General features: G+C 66.1%; 16 protein-coding genes. 10 read left to right on the top strand and 6 right to left on the bottom strand.

The genetic code is table 11. The features are described from left to right. Nucleotides 1-162: 162 nt before the first annotated feature. Complete coding sequence (locus ACLMAJ_RS30785) at nt 163-1,662, bottom strand: MFS transporter (RefSeq protein WP_412017364.1); 1,500 nt, start codon at nt 1,660-1,662, stop codon at nt 163-165. A 101-nt stretch (nt 1,663-1,763) separates the two neighbouring features. Here ACLMAJ_RS30785 and ACLMAJ_RS30790 point away from each other — a divergent pair, with 101 nt between their 5' ends. From ACLMAJ_RS30790 to ACLMAJ_RS30800, 3 genes are all read left to right on the top strand, one after another. Continuing rightward, nucleotides 1,764-2,801: an Lrp/AsnC family transcriptional regulator gene (locus tag ACLMAJ_RS30790; RefSeq protein ID WP_412017365.1), complete on the top strand. Its 1,038-nt coding sequence runs from the start codon at nt 1,764-1,766 to the stop codon at nt 2,799-2,801. A gap of 88 nt (nt 2,802-2,889) precedes the next feature. After that, nucleotides 2,890-3,360 (top strand): carboxymuconolactone decarboxylase family protein, encoded by a 471-nt coding sequence (locus ACLMAJ_RS30795; RefSeq protein WP_412017366.1) that lies wholly within the window; start codon nt 2,890-2,892, stop codon nt 3,358-3,360. Between the two features lie 290 nt (nt 3,361-3,650). Further along, a complete protein-coding gene (locus tag ACLMAJ_RS30800; RefSeq protein ID WP_412017367.1) occupies nt 3,651-4,742 on the top strand; it encodes a 3-deoxy-7-phosphoheptulonate synthase in 1,092 nt (363 codons plus the stop codon). Nucleotides 4,743-4,905: 163 nt separating this feature from the next. Here ACLMAJ_RS30800 and ACLMAJ_RS30805 read toward each other — a convergent pair whose 3' ends face one another. Beyond that, the gene (locus tag ACLMAJ_RS30805; protein WP_412017368.1) at nt 4,906-5,475 is read right to left on the bottom strand and encodes a GNAT family N-acetyltransferase; all 570 of its coding nucleotides are present in this window, start codon (nt 5,473-5,475) and stop codon (nt 4,906-4,908) included. A 104-nt stretch (nt 5,476-5,579) separates the two neighbouring features. Between ACLMAJ_RS30805 and ACLMAJ_RS30810 the strand changes: the two genes are divergently transcribed. Further along, nucleotides 5,580-6,503: a sigma-70 family RNA polymerase sigma factor gene (locus ACLMAJ_RS30810; protein ID WP_412017369.1), complete on the top strand. Its 924-nt coding sequence runs from the start codon at nt 5,580-5,582 to the stop codon at nt 6,501-6,503. A gap of 62 nt (nt 6,504-6,565) precedes the next feature. On the opposite strand, the gene ACLMAJ_RS30815 is transcribed toward ACLMAJ_RS30810, so the two are convergent. Beyond that, nucleotides 6,566-6,775: a hypothetical protein gene (locus tag ACLMAJ_RS30815; RefSeq protein ID WP_412017370.1), complete on the bottom strand. Its 210-nt coding sequence runs from the start codon at nt 6,773-6,775 to the stop codon at nt 6,566-6,568. A 173-nt stretch (nt 6,776-6,948) separates the two neighbouring features. Here ACLMAJ_RS30815 and ACLMAJ_RS30820 point away from each other — a divergent pair, with 173 nt between their 5' ends. Next, complete coding sequence (locus ACLMAJ_RS30820) at nt 6,949-8,127, top strand: pyridoxal phosphate-dependent aminotransferase (RefSeq protein WP_412017371.1); 1,179 nt, start codon at nt 6,949-6,951, stop codon at nt 8,125-8,127. Between the two features lie 18 nt (nt 8,128-8,145). Here ACLMAJ_RS30820 and ACLMAJ_RS30825 read toward each other — a convergent pair whose 3' ends face one another. Together ACLMAJ_RS30825 and ACLMAJ_RS30830 are read right to left on the bottom strand one after the other, a co-directional pair. Beyond that, the gene (locus tag ACLMAJ_RS30825; protein WP_412017372.1) at nt 8,146-8,832 is read right to left on the bottom strand and encodes a trimeric intracellular cation channel family protein; all 687 of its coding nucleotides are present in this window, start codon (nt 8,830-8,832) and stop codon (nt 8,146-8,148) included. A 100-nt stretch (nt 8,833-8,932) separates the two neighbouring features. Continuing rightward, the gene (locus ACLMAJ_RS30830) at nt 8,933-9,577 is read right to left on the bottom strand and encodes a LysE family translocator (RefSeq protein ID WP_412017373.1); all 645 of its coding nucleotides are present in this window, start codon (nt 9,575-9,577) and stop codon (nt 8,933-8,935) included. A gap of 139 nt (nt 9,578-9,716) precedes the next feature. Between ACLMAJ_RS30830 and ACLMAJ_RS30835 the strand changes: the two genes are divergently transcribed. The 4 genes from ACLMAJ_RS30835 to ACLMAJ_RS30850 all read left to right on the top strand — a co-directional run bounded on the left by ACLMAJ_RS30835 (nt 9,717) and on the right by ACLMAJ_RS30850 (nt 14,238). Next, entirely contained in the window at nt 9,717-11,375 is a 1,659-nt protein-coding gene (locus ACLMAJ_RS30835; RefSeq protein WP_412017374.1) for a DNA repair helicase XPB, read from the top strand. Between the two features lie 40 nt (nt 11,376-11,415). Continuing rightward, nucleotides 11,416-12,084 carry a DUF3239 domain-containing protein gene (locus ACLMAJ_RS30840; protein WP_412017375.1) on the top strand — a complete coding sequence of 223 codons (669 nt, stop codon included), beginning with the start codon at nt 11,416-11,418 and terminating at the stop codon, nt 12,082-12,084. 48 nt (nt 12,085-12,132) lie between these two features. Further along, nucleotides 12,133-12,771, top strand: a complete 639-nt coding sequence (locus ACLMAJ_RS30845) for a LysE family translocator (RefSeq protein WP_412017376.1) — start codon at nt 12,133-12,135, stop codon at nt 12,769-12,771. A 72-nt stretch (nt 12,772-12,843) separates the two neighbouring features. After that, nucleotides 12,844-14,238 (top strand): M1 family metallopeptidase, encoded by a 1,395-nt coding sequence (locus ACLMAJ_RS30850; RefSeq protein ID WP_412017377.1) that lies wholly within the window; start codon nt 12,844-12,846, stop codon nt 14,236-14,238. A 6-nt stretch (nt 14,239-14,244) separates the two neighbouring features. On the opposite strand, the gene ACLMAJ_RS30855 is transcribed toward ACLMAJ_RS30850, so the two are convergent. Next, entirely contained in the window at nt 14,245-15,066 is an 822-nt protein-coding gene (locus ACLMAJ_RS30855; RefSeq protein ID WP_412017378.1) for a hypothetical protein, read from the bottom strand. Between the two features lie 378 nt (nt 15,067-15,444). Between ACLMAJ_RS30855 and ACLMAJ_RS30860 the strand changes: the two genes are divergently transcribed. Continuing rightward, on the top strand, nt 15,445-15,972 hold the full coding sequence (locus ACLMAJ_RS30860; protein WP_412017379.1) for an LppU/SCO3897 family protein: 528 nt from the start codon (nt 15,445-15,447) through the stop codon (nt 15,970-15,972).

Below are 15,972 nucleotides of genomic sequence, written 5' to 3' on the forward strand. Positions count from 1 at the left end.
CTCGACAGTTCGGCAATTATTTAGCACCGATTGTTGGAGCAGTCGACAATCGCCCTGCCGAACCGACGGACGCTTGCCCGACGAACCGCTCGGCCGTCCGGTCGATTCATCGCGATGTCAACGGTCCCGCCCCAACGTGGGCAGCGGGACCGTGGAACACCGCTACGCGCCTGTGGACTCGCGCGCGAGTTCCGCATCGATGATGTCGGAAGGGGTCCTACCTGCGGGTCGGATCAGCGCCATGGTCAGTGCTCCACCGAGTAGGCCGACCACCCCCGAGACGGCGAGGGTCCCCTGCACTCCCGCCACAGCGGCCGCGTGTATCGCGTCCTGCATCGGCAACGGCGCCGAGCGCCCACCCGCCACGGCTTGCGCCGCCGTCGCCGCGCCTGGCACGCCGCGGTCGGCGAGCACATCCTGCGCACGCGCGGTGAAAACGCTGCCGAGCACAGCGATTCCGAATGCCATGCCGAGCTGTTGCGCGGTATTCATCGCACCGGTCGCCATGCCGCCGCGCTGCGGAGCAACGGCCGACATCGCTGCTGAACCCAATGTGGCGGTGGCCAATCCGACACCGGCGCCGACAGCCAGGTAGCCGGGGATCAGCGCAGTCCACCCGGCATCGCCGTGCACGAGCACCCCGCCGAGCAACCCACCAACGCCGATGGCGAGCAGTCCGCCACCGATGATCCGCCCGGGATTCCCACCGTGCAGGTAACGGCCGAGACCGCCGGACACCACAAAAGCCATGGCCGACAACGGCAGTCCGACCAAGCCGGCCTGGACGGGGCTCATCTTGAGTACCGACTGTAGCCAGATCGAGGTGTACATCAGTGCCGCGAAGGCGGCGAGAAACAGTGAAACCGCGGCAATCAGCACACCTACGAAGGCGCGCTCGCGCAGCAGCGAAAGATCGAACATCGGCTCCTTCGAACGTCGCTCGATGGCCACGAAGGCCGCGAGTGCGAGCCCGGCGGCCACCAGCATCGACCAGGTCCCGGTGTCGGACCAGCTGTGTTCGTTGGCGCGGATCAGCGCGTAGGTCGCCGCGGCCGCGGAAAACGCGAACGTCACCATTCCCGCCAGATCGACTCGGGCTCGGTGGGTTTCGGCCACATCGGTGAGCGCAACCGCGCACAGCAGTAGCGCGACGACGCTGACGGGCAGGTTGACGAAAAAGATCCAGCGCCACGACGCCGCCTCGGTGAGTACGCCGCCGATGATGGGACCGATGGCGGAAGAGGCCCCCGCGATCGCTCCCCACATGCCGTAGGCGACCCCGCGATCGCGGCCGGAGTACGAGCTGTTCAGCAAGGGGAAGGTTGTCGCGGCCATGGCGGCGGCACCGACGCCCTGTAGCACGCGGGCGACTATGAGTACCAAGGGATTCGGCGAGATCCCACAGATCAGCGACGAGGCCGCGAACAAGACGAGCCCGCCGATATAGATGCGCCGGTGACCGGCGAGATCGGCGATCGAACCCGCCCCGAGCAATAACGCGGCCATGGCCAGCGCGTAGCCGTTGACGACCCATTGCAGCGAGCTGAACGACGCGTCGAGGTCACCCGCCATATCCGGTAGGGCGACGTTCACGATCGTCACGTCGATCAGCAGCATGAAGGTGCCGAGGCAGATCGTCAGCAGCGGAAGCCACTTGCGCATATGCCGTTGTCCTCTCTCGAGAGCCGGTAGGTGGGCGTCGAGTTTGCGTCCTAGGGTTGATCGAAGTCGTGTGCACGAGAGTTCGGCGTAAATTTCCTCCTATGGCCACGGTGACGCCGAAAGAAACCTCCATTCTCGACCCGGTGGACAAGCAGATCGTGCATCAGATGCAACTCGATCCACGGGCTTCGTTCAGTCACATCGCGGCGGAACTCGGCGTCGCGGAGCAGACGATCGCCCGCCGTTATCGACGGCTGCGCCGCGACGGACTCGTCCGTGTGATCGGTTCGGTAGACGCACCGGCCGTCGGCGAGAACGACTGGCTGGTCCGGGTGCGCTGCCGGCCGGACGGCGCGGTGCAAGTGGCCGAGGCACTGGCGCGCCGTGATGACGCGGCGTGGGTCAGCATCGCGGCCGGCGGCGCCGAGGTCACCTTCTCGCTGCATCCGCGCACCCAGCAGGATCGCGACGACCTGCTGGTGCAGCGGTTGCAGCGCAGCGCGCCGGTCATCGACATCACCGCGTCGATGATCCTGCACCGTTTCGTCGGAAGGAATGCCGTCGACTGGCGCGGCCGCCGCGACATCCGCACCTCCCAGCAGCCCGGGCAACCAACGATCGAGTCCCCTATCGACATTCAGCTCGAAGACGGTGACGGCGCGCTGTTGGAATTGCTGGCTCGCGACGGACGAACCAGCTACGCGGTGCTCGCTCGCGCCACCGGGATGACTATCGGGCGCGTCATCCGACGGGTTGCCGCGTTGCAGGCGGGTGGCATCCTCTACTTCGACCTCGATATGGCCCCTGCCGCACTGGGATCGGGGCTCGCATCATTCTTGTGGCTCAATGTCGGTCCCGCGCACCTGGATTCGGTCGGTCGCGCGCTGGCCGACCACGACGAGACGACCTACACCGCCGCGGTCACCGGCCCGTTCAATCTGTTCGCGACGGTGTTCTGTGAAAGTGCCGACCACCTGTACCGCTATATGGCCACCGAGATGGCCGCACTCGACGGCGTGCACAGTTTCGAACTCTCACCGGTATTACGACGTCTGAAGCAGGCGGGATCGCTCACCGACGGTGACCGTCTCGCTCAGCCTGCCCCGGCTCCGGTCCGCCGCCGACGTCGACAGCCCTGAGTGGTCGAGCTCATATTCGGTGGTGTCACACGTGGTCGCGCTGCGTCGTCCTCTTTCCGAAGCCGACAACAGCAAAGGAAGTCACATCATGGACGCTCGAATGAATCTCCACAGCAACCCCGTCGCCACCAGCTTCATCAAGCGACTGAACACGGCGGGCCAGGTCGTCGGCAATTCCACGCTGCCAGCGGCCACCTACGAGCTGGTCAAGATTCGCGCCAGCCAGATCAACGGCTGTGGCTACTGCACCGATATGCACACCAAGGATGCGGCGCACGCGGGCGAGACCTCTGTGCGGCTCAACCTCGTCGCCGCGTGGCACGAGTCCACCGTGTTCACCGAGGCCGAGCGGGCCGCGCTCGCGCTCACCGAGGAGGCCACCCGGATCGGCGACGGCCGCGGGGTCAGCGACGAGGTGTGGGAGCAGGTGCGCAAGCACTACGACGAGGACCAGACCGCCGCGCTCATCGCCGCCATCGCGATGATCAACGCCTGGAACCGCATGAACGTCATCGTCCGCACTCCGGCGGGCGACTACGAGCCCGGTCAGTGGGGGTGACGGGAGCTTCGGGTCCGCGTGGAATCGAACGTCACGGTTGGTAGCGTCAGGTTGCCGATCGTGACGTTCGGCTCATCGGGTGCGATCGCGCGGCGCCACGCGTTCACCGATTGGTACATGCCTGGTACAGTCACCGACGTGCAGCGAGTGTATTTCTGGTTTAGCAAGTCGGCCCCGGGTGGGTCGGTCTGCGGCAACCTCCTGCGCTGATCAACCTTCCACCTCGAGCCGGATAACGACCGGCTCGACGGGTTTCCGTCAGTGAGTCGGCCTGACGTAAAGGAACCATTATGACTACCGCTGCTGATATCGACGCGCGGCATTCCGATCTCGATGATCAACGCACTCTCAGCGTGAGCCCGTTGCGCTCGCCGGCCGAGGTACGTCGGGTGCATCCGATCACCGATGAACTCGCCGACACCGTCCGCGCGGGCCGTAAGGAAACCGTCGACGTCCTCGACGGCGACGACGACCGCCTGATGGTGATCGTCGGTCCGTGCTCGGTGCACGATCCCGCCGCGGCGCTGGATTACGCGCGCCGACTTGCCGCCAAGGCCGCCGAACTCGACGACCGGCTGCATGTGGTGATGCGGGTGTACTTCGAGAAGCCGCGCACCACCCTCGGCTGGAAGGGGCTGATCAACGATCCGCACCTGGACGGCTCCTTCGATGTCAACACCGGTCTCGGATTCGGACGCAAGCTGCTGGCCGACATCACCGCGCTCGGCCTGCCGGTGGCGTGTGAGTTCCTCGATCCCATCACCCCTCAGTACATCGCGGACCTGGTGTCCTACGGCGCCATAGGCGCGCGCACCGCGGCGAGCCAGGTGCATCGCCAGCTGAGCAGCGCGCTGTCCATGCCGGTCGGCATCAAGAACGGCACCGACGGCGACGTGCAGGTCGCCGTCGACGGCGTGCGCGCCGCGGCGGCGAGCCACGTGTTCCCCGGTACCGACCTCGATGGTCGCGCCGCGCTCATCAGGACCTCCGGCAACCCGGACTGCCATGTCATCCTGCGCGGTGGCAGTACCGGAACGAACTACGACGCCGTCTCGGTCGCCGAGTCGTGCAAACTGCTCGAGAAGGCAGCGCTGCCGCAGCGGATCGTGGTGGACGCCAGCCACGGCAACAGCAAAAAGGACCACAACAAGCAGGTCGACGTGGTCACCGATATCGCGACGCGACTGGCCGCCGGTGAGCGGGGCGTCGTCGGTGTGATGCTGGAGAGTTTCATTGTCGCGGGTCGTCAGGACCTGACCCTCGGTCGCGCCGCCGAGCTGACCTACGGTCAGTCCATCACCGACGCCTGCCTCGATTGGGAGACCACCGCCCGCCAGCTCGATCACCTTGCCGAGGCGGTCGCGCTGCGTCGCGACAGCTGACGTCGGCGCACCGGTTGCTCCCGGCGAAATCCATCGCGGGCCCCGGCGAAAGCCGGGGCCCGCGATGGATCTCGGAGTTCGTTGCGACGGTGGGTGTGGCGGCGGCCGAGAAGTGTTGCAGCTGTATCGAACTCTGCCGCCGATGTGCCGCCGACCGATCGGATCAGACTCCCGGTGGCCAGTCGTCCGCGAAGTCCGGTGGGTCGGTGGCCAGGCGTGCGGCCAACCAGCTGTCGCGCCGGACACCACGCTGCATATTGCCGAGCCTGGCCAGACCCTCATAGCGAAAACCGTTGCGGCGGACCGCCGCTGCCGAAGCATGGTTTCCCGCGAAGGCGTGCCAGCCGATGCGGGCAAGGGCCAGGCCGTCCTCGGCGAAACCGAAGGCACAGACCAGCGCGATCGCGCGTGACATCAATCCGCGTTCGCGATATTCGGGTACCAGCCAGAAGCCGATCTCGCGCGCCGACTCGTCTACCGCGCCGAGGGCGATCATGCCGATAACCGGACCGTCCGCACGCAACCGAAGCGCCCATGTGGGGTTGTCCGCAGCCCAACCGCGCGTCACGAACTCATCGACGAACCTCTCGGCGTGCCCCCGGTGATACGGCACCGGAATCGTCACCCATTCGCCGATGGACGGGTGCTGGCAGCATTCGACGATGGTGTCGATGTCGGCCGTTGTCGGCGGCGACAACCACACCATTTCGTCGAAGAGTGGGCGTTCCTCCATGCGAGCATGGTGTCACGCGGGGCGCACCCGATCATCCGGTTTTCGCATCACCCGCCCCGGAGCCGTGGTAATGGGGCCGTGATGCAGACCGTAGAATCGGACCGGTGGTTGCCGCTCTTCTCGCCGACTCGTTCGAATCGCATCGGGCACATTTGCTTTCCGTCGGGTATCGACTGACGGGCAGTGTCGGCGATGCCGAGGATGCCGTGCAGGAGAGTTGGCTGCGTCTGGCGGGTGCGCACCAATCGGAGATCGAGGATCTGCGCGCTTGGCTGACGACTGTGGTGAGCCGAATCTGCCTGGACCGTTTGCGCAGTGCGGCCGTCCGCAGGGAAAGCTACGTGGGGCAATGGCTACCGGAGCCGATAGTGACTGCCGTCACACCGTCCGGTGTGCCGGACCCCTTGGACGCGGTGGTTCGCAAGCAGGAGTATCGCTTCGCCGCCATGGTCGTACTCGACACTCTGACGCCGCCGCAGCGGGTGGCATTCGTTCTGCACGATGGTCTTTCGGTGCCGTTCGACGAAATCGCCGAAATCCTCGGTGTCACGGCGGACGCGGCGAGGCAGCTCGCGGTGCGTGCGCGCAAATCCGTGGCCAACACTCCTGCGCCCGTGTCCGACGGCGAGCACGATGCTGCGGTGCAGCGTCTGCTGGCGGCGTTGAGTGCTGGCGACATCACCGCGGTTACCGCTGCGCTGCACCCGGATTCGGTGATGATCGGCGATGCGAACGGCACCACGGCGACCGCGGTCAACGTGCTCGGCGGTGCGGATCGCATCGGCCGCTTCCTGCATGGCCTCGCCCGCAAGTACGGGCTGGACGGATCGCAGGAGATTCCGGCGATCGAGCTCGAATTCGCCGTGGTCAATGGGCAATTGGGTCTGGTGATGCGGTGGACTGTCGCGGGTGATTGGCCGAGCACGCATCGGACCAGGGTCATGGGGTTCACGGTTCGTGACGGATTGGTCTGGGGCGCTTACGATGTGGCCAATCCTGCCAAGCTTTCGGGAGTTCATCTCGGGTGAACGACGCCAGACCGGGCCCTCATCGCCGGGCCTGGCGCCGCCGGGTCAGTGCGGCCCTGTCATCACGGCGTAGGCGAGCCGTTGAACCAGTTTCCCGTAGACGAGCCGTTGAACCAGTTCCCGGTGGAGGACCCGAGGCCGCCGCTGCCGGTCGATGAGCCGAGGAAAGAGTCGCCGATCAGCAGGTGTGCGATATCGCGAAGGAGACCAAGTGCTGATCCGGCGACCTCCGACGCGGCCGGATGCAGCAATAGGTCGAGGTACGCGGCCATAATCGCCCCTTTCGAGGATCGCCGAGCGGCGATACCTGAGCTAGAACACGGGGGACGCTAGCTGCGGCCGAGGCAACGCACAACTGTGCAGGTAGACGGCTCGAATGCAAAGTGAAACATAGCCATTCGCTATCTAATGGCAACGATAGCGACCGGTGGGCTACCCTCCGAATATGCCCACGCGTTCCACCACCGTCGCCCGCCTGCGCCCCTTTGCCTCGACGATCTTCGCCGAGATGACCGAACTCGCCGTCCGTCACAACGCGGTCAACCTCGGCCAGGGCTTTCCCGACACCGACGGGCCCGCCGGGATGCTCGAGGTCGCTCGCCGCGCCATTGCCGATGGTCTGAATCAGTACCCGCCGGGGCGCGGCATGCCGGTCCTGCGGCGCGCGATCGCCGACGATCGGGCGCGCCGCTACGGCACCCGGTACGACCCGGACACCCAGGTGCTCGTCACCGTGGGCGCGACAGAGGCGATCAGCGCCGCGATGCTCGGTCTGGTGGAACCCGGCGAGGAAGTCGTGCTGATCGAGCCCTATTACGACTCTTACGCGGCCGCGGTCGCGCTGGCGGGTGCGCGGCGGCGGACCGCGCGCCTCGTTCCCGAGGGTGACCGGTTCGTCCTCGACTTGGACAGCCTGCGCGCGGCGATCACGCCCGCCACCCGGATGCTGGTGGTGAATTCGCCACACAATCCGACAGGAACGATTCTCGACCGCGCCGATCTCATGGCGATCGCCGAAATCGCCTGTGCACATGACCTTCTGGTGCTCACCGACGAGGTGTATGAACACCTCGTCTACGACGGCGCCGAGCACATCAGCCTGGCCACACTGCCGGGTATGGCCGAGCGGACGATCGTGGTATCCAGTGCGGCGAAGACTTTCAGTGTCACCGGATGGAAAACCGGCTGGGCATGCGGCCCGGCCGATCTCATCGACGGAGTACTTGCCGCCAAACAGTTCATGACCTTCGTGGCAGGGGGCCCGTTCCAGCCCGCCGTCGCGCACGCGCTGAACAACGAGCTCGGCTGGGTGGCAGGACTGCGAGACACGCTGTCGGAGAAGAGACTTCGGCTCTCGGCTGCGCTCGCGGACACCGGGTTCGAGGTGAAGTACAGTGCGGGCGGCTATTTCGTCTGCGCCGACATCACGCCGATGGGGGCGACCGATGGGCTGGCCTTCTGTCGGCAACTTCCCGAACGAATCGGCGTCGCCGCGGTTCCGGTCAGTGCGTTCGTGGATAACACCGACGACTGGAATCGGCTGGTGCGCTTCACCTTCTGCAAGCGGGACGAAATCCTGGACGAGGGTGTCCGGCGTCTGCGTGCGGGCGTGCGCGTGAGCTGAGGGCGCAGTCCGGAGCTCTCAGCCCAGCGTTCCGTCCGGGCGCATGGTGTGCCTCGCCAGCGGCGCGCGCCATTGAAAACGGCGCGCCAGCAACCGCACCGCGATGGCGACCAGCGCCGCGAGGAAGCCGGTCCAGGCGCGGTACGCGCCGAAATGCAGCAGCGCGGCGGTGGTCGCCGCGCCGAAAAGGGCCGGCACCGCATACAACTCCTGATCCGGGCGCAGCACGCTGGGCACCTGTCCGCTGAGCACGTCCCTGATCACGCCGCCGCCGATGGCGGTGACCATGCCGAGCAGTGCCGCGGTCGGCGCGCCGGTGCCGTGGGAGTAAGCGACGACGGTGCCGGTCACGCAGAACAGTCCGAGCCCGATCGCATCGGCGACCTCCAGGGGGCCGCGGGTCAGCCTGCTCGTCGGGTGCCGGAAGAAAATGACGAGCGTGATCAGCAGTGACGCGCTGAGGTAGGTCAGGTCGGTGAAGGCGGCGGGCGGCGTGCGGCCGACGAGCAGATCACGGATTACGCCGCCGCCGAGCGCGGTGCTGCAAGCCAGCACGGCCATGCCGAAGATATCGAGGTTCTTGCGGACCGCGAGCAGCGCACCGGAGGTCGCGAAGGCGATCACGCCGAGCAGCTCACCGATCCGTTGCGCGGCATTGACCGCGGAGTCGAGCTGTGTCGCCATGATGTCGAGTTCGGGCCCCATGAATCCGTTCCTTCCGCGTGCACTCTGCTCGAGCAGGTTTGCACGACGGGGGAGGTGTGAGGTCCGCGACACCCCCTGGTTACCGATCAGCGGGGCGCGATCACGCCGGGGTCGGCCGAGCGCGGTCGGTCGCGAGCAGAATCGCGATGGCGCCGAGCAACGAGCCCATCACATACCGCTGTGCGCGCAGCCACAACGGTCTGCCGGTCAGGAAGGCGGCGATGCCGCCCGCGCCGAGCACGATAAGGCCGTTCACCGCGAGCGCAACTGTGATCTGCACCATGCCGAGGCACAGACTCTGTAGCCACACCCGTCCGTGGTCCGGCGCGACGAACTGGGGAATCAAGGCCATGTACATGATCGCGATCTTGGGATTGAGCAGATTGGTGACCATGCCCATGGTGAACAGCCGCCGCGTCGGATCGGCGGGCAGCGCGGCAGGCGCGAACACCGAGGCGCCACCGGGGCGCAGGGCCTGCCAGGCCAGCCATCCGAGGTAGGCGGCGCCGGCCGACTTCACCGCCAGGTACAACCCCGGTACCACCGCGAACACCGCGGTGACGCCCACCGCCGCGGCCGCGAGGTACACCGCGAACCCGGCCGCCACTCCGCTCAGCGACACCAATCCGGCCCGACGTCCCTGTGAGACGGTCCGCGAGACCAGGTACATCATGTTGGGACCCGGTGTGAGCACCATGCCGAGTGCCGCCGCCGCCACCCCGAGAATCGCTGCCGTCTCGATCATGGTTCTGATCGTCGCCGATGAGCCACGTGCTCGTCTCGGTCCAGTTCGATGCCACTGGACATGTGAGCAGGACCGTTCCGCCCGCCGAGCTGTCGGTGGGTTCAGGGAGAATGGTCGCCGAGCCAAACAAGGAGGCACCGTGACCGACGGTCCGCTGATCGTTCAGAGTGACAAAACCCTGCTGCTCGAGGTCGACCACGAGTTGGCCGATGCGGCGCGGCAGTCCATCGCGCCGTTCGCCGAGTTGGAGCGCGCGCCCGAGCATGTGCACACCTACCGGGTGACGCCGTTGGCGCTGTGGAATGCGCGGGCAGCGGGCCACGATGCCGAGCAGGTGGTGGACGCTCTGGTCAATTTCTCGCGGTATGCGGTGCCGCAGCCGTTGCTCGTCGACATCGTCGACACCATGGCCAGGTACGGGCGACTGCAATTGGTGAAGCACCCCGCGCACGGACTGGTCTTGATCAGCCTGGATCGCGCGGTGCTGGAGGAAGTGCTGCGGCACAAGAAGATCGCGCCGATGCTCGGCGCCCGCCTCGACGACGACACGGTGGCGGTGCACCCGTCCGAGCGTGGGCGGATCAAGCAGATGTTGCTGAAGATCGGCTGGCCCGCCGAGGACCTGGCCGGTTATGTCGACGGCGAGGCCCATCAGATCGACCTGGACTACTCCGGCGGCAAGTGGCACCTGCGCGACTACCAGCAGATGGCAACGGATTCCTTCTGGGCCGGTGGCTCCGGCGTCGTGGTGCTGCCGTGTGGCGCGGGCAAAACGATGGTCGGTGCCGCGGCGATGGCCAAGGCGAAGGCGACGACGCTGATCCTGGTCACCAACACGGTGGCAGGCAGGCAGTGGCGAAGGGAACTGCTCGCGCGGACCTCGCTGACCGAAGAGGAGATCGGCGAGTACTCCGGTGAGCGCAAGGAGGTCAGGCCGGTCACCATCGCGACCTATCAGGTGATCACCCGCCGTACCAAGGGTGAGTACAAGCATCTGGAGCTGTTCGACAGCCGCGATTGGGGCCTTGTCATCTACGACGAGGTGCACCTGCTGCCTGCCCCGGTGTTCCGGATGACCGCGGATTTGCAGTCGCGCCGCCGGCTCGGCCTCACCGCGACGCTGGTGCGTGAGGACGGCCGCGAGGGCGATGTGTTCTCGCTGATCGGTCCGAAGCGCTACGACGCGCCATGGAAGGACATCGAGGCGCAGGGCTGGATCGCACCGGCCGACTGCGTCGAGGTCAGGGTGACGCTGACCGACGCGGAGCGGATGTCCTACGCCACCGCGGAGCCGGAGGAGCGCTACAAGCTGTGCTCGACGGCGCGCACGAAAATTGCCGTGGTGGAATCGATTCTGGCCAAGCACGCGGGCGCACCGACGTTGGTGATCGGCGCCTACTTGGATCAGCTCGACGAATTGGGTACCGCCTTGAATGCTCCGGTGATCCAGGGATCGACGAAAACCAAAGAGCGCGAAGAGCTTTTCGATGCATTCCGGCGCGGTGACATCCCTGTCCTCGTGGTGAGCAAGGTCGCCAATTTTTCCATCGATCTGCCGGAAGCATCTGTTGCGGTGCAGGTTTCGGGAACATTCGGATCGCGTCAGGAAGAGGCGCAGCGCCTCGGCCGATTGCTGCGGCCGAAACAGGATGGTGGCCAAGCCCACTTCTATTCGGTCGTCGCGCGTGACACGCTTGACGCCGAATACGCCGCACACCGCCAGCGTTTTCTCGCCGAACAGGGGTATGCCTATCGCATCATGGATGCCGACGACTTGCTGGGACCGGCCATCGGTTAAGCGGAGGCGAATACTCCACAACGTGTGTTAGGAATGGGACGTGCGACGCTTCGAATTCGTGGTCGACCGCGGGCATGCCCATGCGGTCAACGAGGTCTTCGCCGACCTCCGTCGACTGCGCGTTATGGCAATCGCGGCCGCGATCATCGCCGCGACCGCTACGGCCTACCTGATCTGGCTGAACCACCCGTGGGCCTACCTGCTTGCCGTCGCATTCGCGCTGGGTGCGGTGACCGCGCTGTGGGTGGGGCTGTGGGCGCCACGCGGGTCGACCATCGACAAGCTGTACGCCGACGGTGAGCTCGTCCCCGCCGTGATTTCCGAGATGCACCCGAGCGGAGCGGTGCTGCTCGCGCTGGTAGACGTGTCGAAACCGGAGGCGACCGATCCGCACTATGCCTTGGTGATCAGGAAGGTCCGCGATCTGCCCGGCCACGAGAAGCGCGTCGGCGAGCGGGTGCCGTCGGTTGCGGTGCGCACCGAACGCGCACCACGGCAGGTCGGCGAGCGATGGCAATCGGTCAACGCCATGCCGATCGCGTGGGGCACCCGCGACGACACGATCATCGAACGGGCACGCGCCACGATCAGCGAGGCCGAATGGCGGCTGCTCACCGACAATCTCGGGCTCGCCGACAAGTTGCGCCGCACCTCGGCCAAACGCCTGCTGCTCGACCCGCATCAGCTACCCGACGATCTCGGTGCGTGAGTCGATCTGCTCCGGAATTCGGCTTGCGCGGGCGCCTAAACTCGGAAGATGGTGCCCACAACCAATCTGCTGGCGTTCTGTGCAGCATCGCTCCTGATCATCGTCATTCCCGGCCCCGGCGTCCTGTTCACGATCGGCAGGGCGCTCGCGCTCGGCCGAAGGGCCGCTCTTGTCTCTGTGCTCGGGCACGCGGCAGGGGTTTTCGTCTCGCTGCTGCTCGTCGCCGTCGGCCTGGGCGCACTTGTCGCGGCGTCGGCGCTCGCGCTCACCGTGGTGAAGGTCGTGGGCGCGCTGTACTTGATGTATCTCGGGATCCAGGCGTTCCGGCAGCGCAAGGCGCTGCGGGAGGCATTGGGTGCGCGGGTCGATCCGTCCTCCGGCACTCGGGTATTCCGGCAGGGCGCACTCGTCGGGTTGACCAACCCGAAGTCGATCGTCTTCTTCTCCGCGGTGCTCCCGCAGTTCGCTGATCCGGACGCGGGCGCGATGCCGCTACAGTTCCTGATCCTCGGCTGCATCTTCCTCGGTATCGCATTGGTCTCCGACAGCGCTTGGGGATTGCTCGCCGCCACCGCGCGGTCGTGGTTCGCGCGCTCGCCGCGGCGGCTCGAAGCGGTCGGCGGCGCGGGCGGGGTGATGATCTTCGGTCTCGGCGCGTCGGTGGCGCTCAGCGGTACCGCCGACTGAAGCGACTACCATCCACCGAGGTCGGTACGCCGGTACCGGAATCCGGGGGTGGTGGAAAGGGGTGGTGGTCGAATGAGGTTGTCCGGCATGGTGTGCGTCGCGGTGGTCGGTGCGCTCGTCACGGTCTCGCCTTCGCCCGCCAACGCGGACCCGCTGTCGGGCGCACCGGGTCTCGGCGATCCGTACTACCCGCTGGACGGCAACGGCGGCTACGACGCCCGCCACTACGACGTCACCCTCGACTACGACCCGCCGAGCAGGCAGCTCACCGCGACAACCAGAATCGATGCGACCGCGACACAGCCGCTGCGGCTGTTCAACCTCGACTTCAACGGCCCCGATGTGCGAATGGTTTCGGTGAACAACCTGCCCGCCGCCTTCGACCGCAACGGCGAGCACGAGTTGACCGTGACACCGCTGCTGCCGCTGCTGCCCGGCCTGCCGTTCACGGTCACCGTGGACTACGCGGGCCCGGCGGGGGATGTCGTGGGGGAGGGCTGGACGGCCGCGGCGAGCGGCGGCGCGTTCGTCGCCGGTGAGCCGCATTCCGCGGCCACTTGGTATCCGCTCAACGACACACCGCTCGACAAGGCCACGTTCGCACTGCACGCGACAGTGCCCGCGGAGTGGGAGGTCGTCTCCAACGGCGTCCGGACGCAGAACGCCGTCACCGGCGCCGAGCGGACGGTGACCTGGGAGTCACATCAGCCGGTGCTCGGCTACCTCACCACCGTCGCCATCGATCGGTTCACCTACCTCGAGCAGCGTCGAGCCAATGGAACACCGCTGCTCAGCGCATTCGCGCCGGACGCGGAGGGCAGCAGGGAGACCGAGCAGCGGTTACCCGAGATCCTCGACTTCATCGAATCGCTGTACGGTCCCTATCCGTTCGAGGCGGCGGGCGGGATCTACGTCGACACCGACCTGGAGTTCTCGCTGGAGACCCAGACCAGGCCGATTTACGCACCGTGGACCGACCTGCAGACCGTGGTGCACGAAATCGCCCATCAGTGGTGGGGTGATTCGGTATCGGTGCGCCAATGGTCCGACATCTGCTTGAACGAATGTTTCGCCAGCTATACCGCCGACTACCTGTGGCCGGAGCGGATGGAAGGCGCCGATGTCGACGCCGATTACCGTGAAACCATCCAGAAATACCGTGATAGGCAGAGTTTCTGGGATATTCCGCTGGAAAACCCCGGTGTCGGGAACGAATTCACCTCCGTCTACTACCGTGGCCCGCTATTTCTGCACGCCCTGCGCAAGCAGCTCGGCGATGACGTATTCTTCGCCGCCGTCCGGGAATTCAATGTCGCCCACGCCTACGGCAACGCTTCGATGCCGGAGTTCCGCACCTTTATGCAATCGAAGTCCGCGAGCGATCTGACCGGCTTCTTCGATGCCTGGCTCAACCAGCAGGCAGTGCCGCCGGAAGAGTATCTCTTCCCCGGGGCGCTGCGCGGCTGAGTGGCGTCACTCCGAGTCGAGGTGCTCGCGTGCCTTCTCCACCCGACGCTCCACTCGGTCGAGTTGCTTTTGCGCCGAACGCAATTGATCCTGCGCGGCCCGCTCCGCGGTGCGCGCGAACCGCTTCTGTTGTTCGGCGTGCGCCAGCTCATCACGCAGGGCCGTGAGCCGAGATTTGCTCTCGGCCAGTCGATTTACCGCGGCGTCTGCATCAGATCGAGCTGAATCCCTTGCTGTGCGAGCGGATTCGAGTGCTTCGAGCGTCTCGTCGAGTTCTCGGCGTGCGGTGTCGGCTGGTGCGTCGGCCACGGGTTCGGTGGCCGCGGCGTCTGCGACCGCGGCCAGCGCCGGGCCCGAGGGGCCGAAGCCCTCGTAGGTCGCCGAGGTCGCCAGCGTTCCGGTGCGGACCTGCTCGGCGATGTCGGGATCGGCCAGCGCCGCGTTCAGCGTCTGCCCCACTGCGCGCAGCACTGCCTCGCCGACCGGATGCCCCCGCTCGGCGGCCAGCACCCCCGCCTGCTTCGCGAGGGCATTCACCACCTGCTGACGCTGTGCGGTGAGGCTGCGCAGCTGGTCAGCGGACAACTCCCGCTGCGCGGTGCGCAGAGCGGCGCCCAGGCGCAGCAGTGCTTCGACATCCGTGGGAACCGCGCGGGCCAGCAGGTTCACCGTCCATGCCGCGACCGTCGGCCTGCGCAGCTTGCCGATGGCCGCGGCGAGCTCTTTCTCGCCCGCATCCTTGGCGGCTGTGACCCGATCGGTCCGCGCGGCCACGAACGCAGCGGGGTCGAGCCCGTACAAGTCGACGGCAACGTCCTCCAGGGTCATACTTTCCAAGCGTAACGACCTAGCCTCTTCGGGCGACACAGTGCTCGGATTGCTCGATCGTCCACAAGGTGGGCGAACTGCGAAAGGCATTGACAGTGGACTATTTTGGGATTCAAATCCTCGGTCGCCTGCTCCCATCCATCCTCGGCTATTCGATGCTGGGGATGCACGGCCTCGGGATGTACTGACCCGATGGGCGCAGTCGGATGAAGCCCGTCCCCGGATTGCGCATGGCCGGAGCGAAGGCGGAGGTACGCCTCGGCCCGAAACCGGTTGTACCGAAGATCGTCCGAAGTGTAGATGCGTTCCGGTAATCGTGCGGGTATCCTCACCGCGTTCACGACTGACGTGAACGCGTTCGGTGAGAGAGGTTTTCAGGTGAAGTTCCCAGGAACGAGGCTGCTGGCACGGATCGTGCTCGGCCTCCTGGCTGTGGTCGCCGTCGCGATCGCGGTGACCGGTTGTTCGGCGGTCAAGGACGCGAGCAAGTCCGATACGGCCAAGTCGCAGGTCGGTGACTGCATCAACGTCATCAAGGGCTCGGCTGTCGACTCCAAGACCGAGCCGGTCGATTGCTCGTCGGAAAAGGCCGTGTACAAAATTGTGCAGACCTACGACAACAAGACCGAGTGCTCGGCGGATTACACCTCCTACGAGGAGACTCTGAACGGCGGCACCACCGCGTTCCTCTGCCTGGCGCCGAACTTCAAGCAGGGTAGCTGCTATATCGACAACACCCTCACCGGATATCAGTTCAGCGATTGCGCCGCTACCGAGGCGACTTTCCGGGTGATGCAGCGGATCGACGGCGAGGTCGACGAACTGCTCTGTGGCGCGGATTCGGAAAAGTTCATCACCGTCGCGGACCCCAAGACCACCTTCTGCCTCGGCAGTCCGAAGGGTTGA

It is taken from the genome of Nocardia arseniciresistens, assembly GCF_046764875.1.
Taxonomy (GTDB): Bacteria; Actinomycetota; Actinomycetes; order Mycobacteriales; family Mycobacteriaceae; genus Nocardia; species Nocardia arseniciresistens.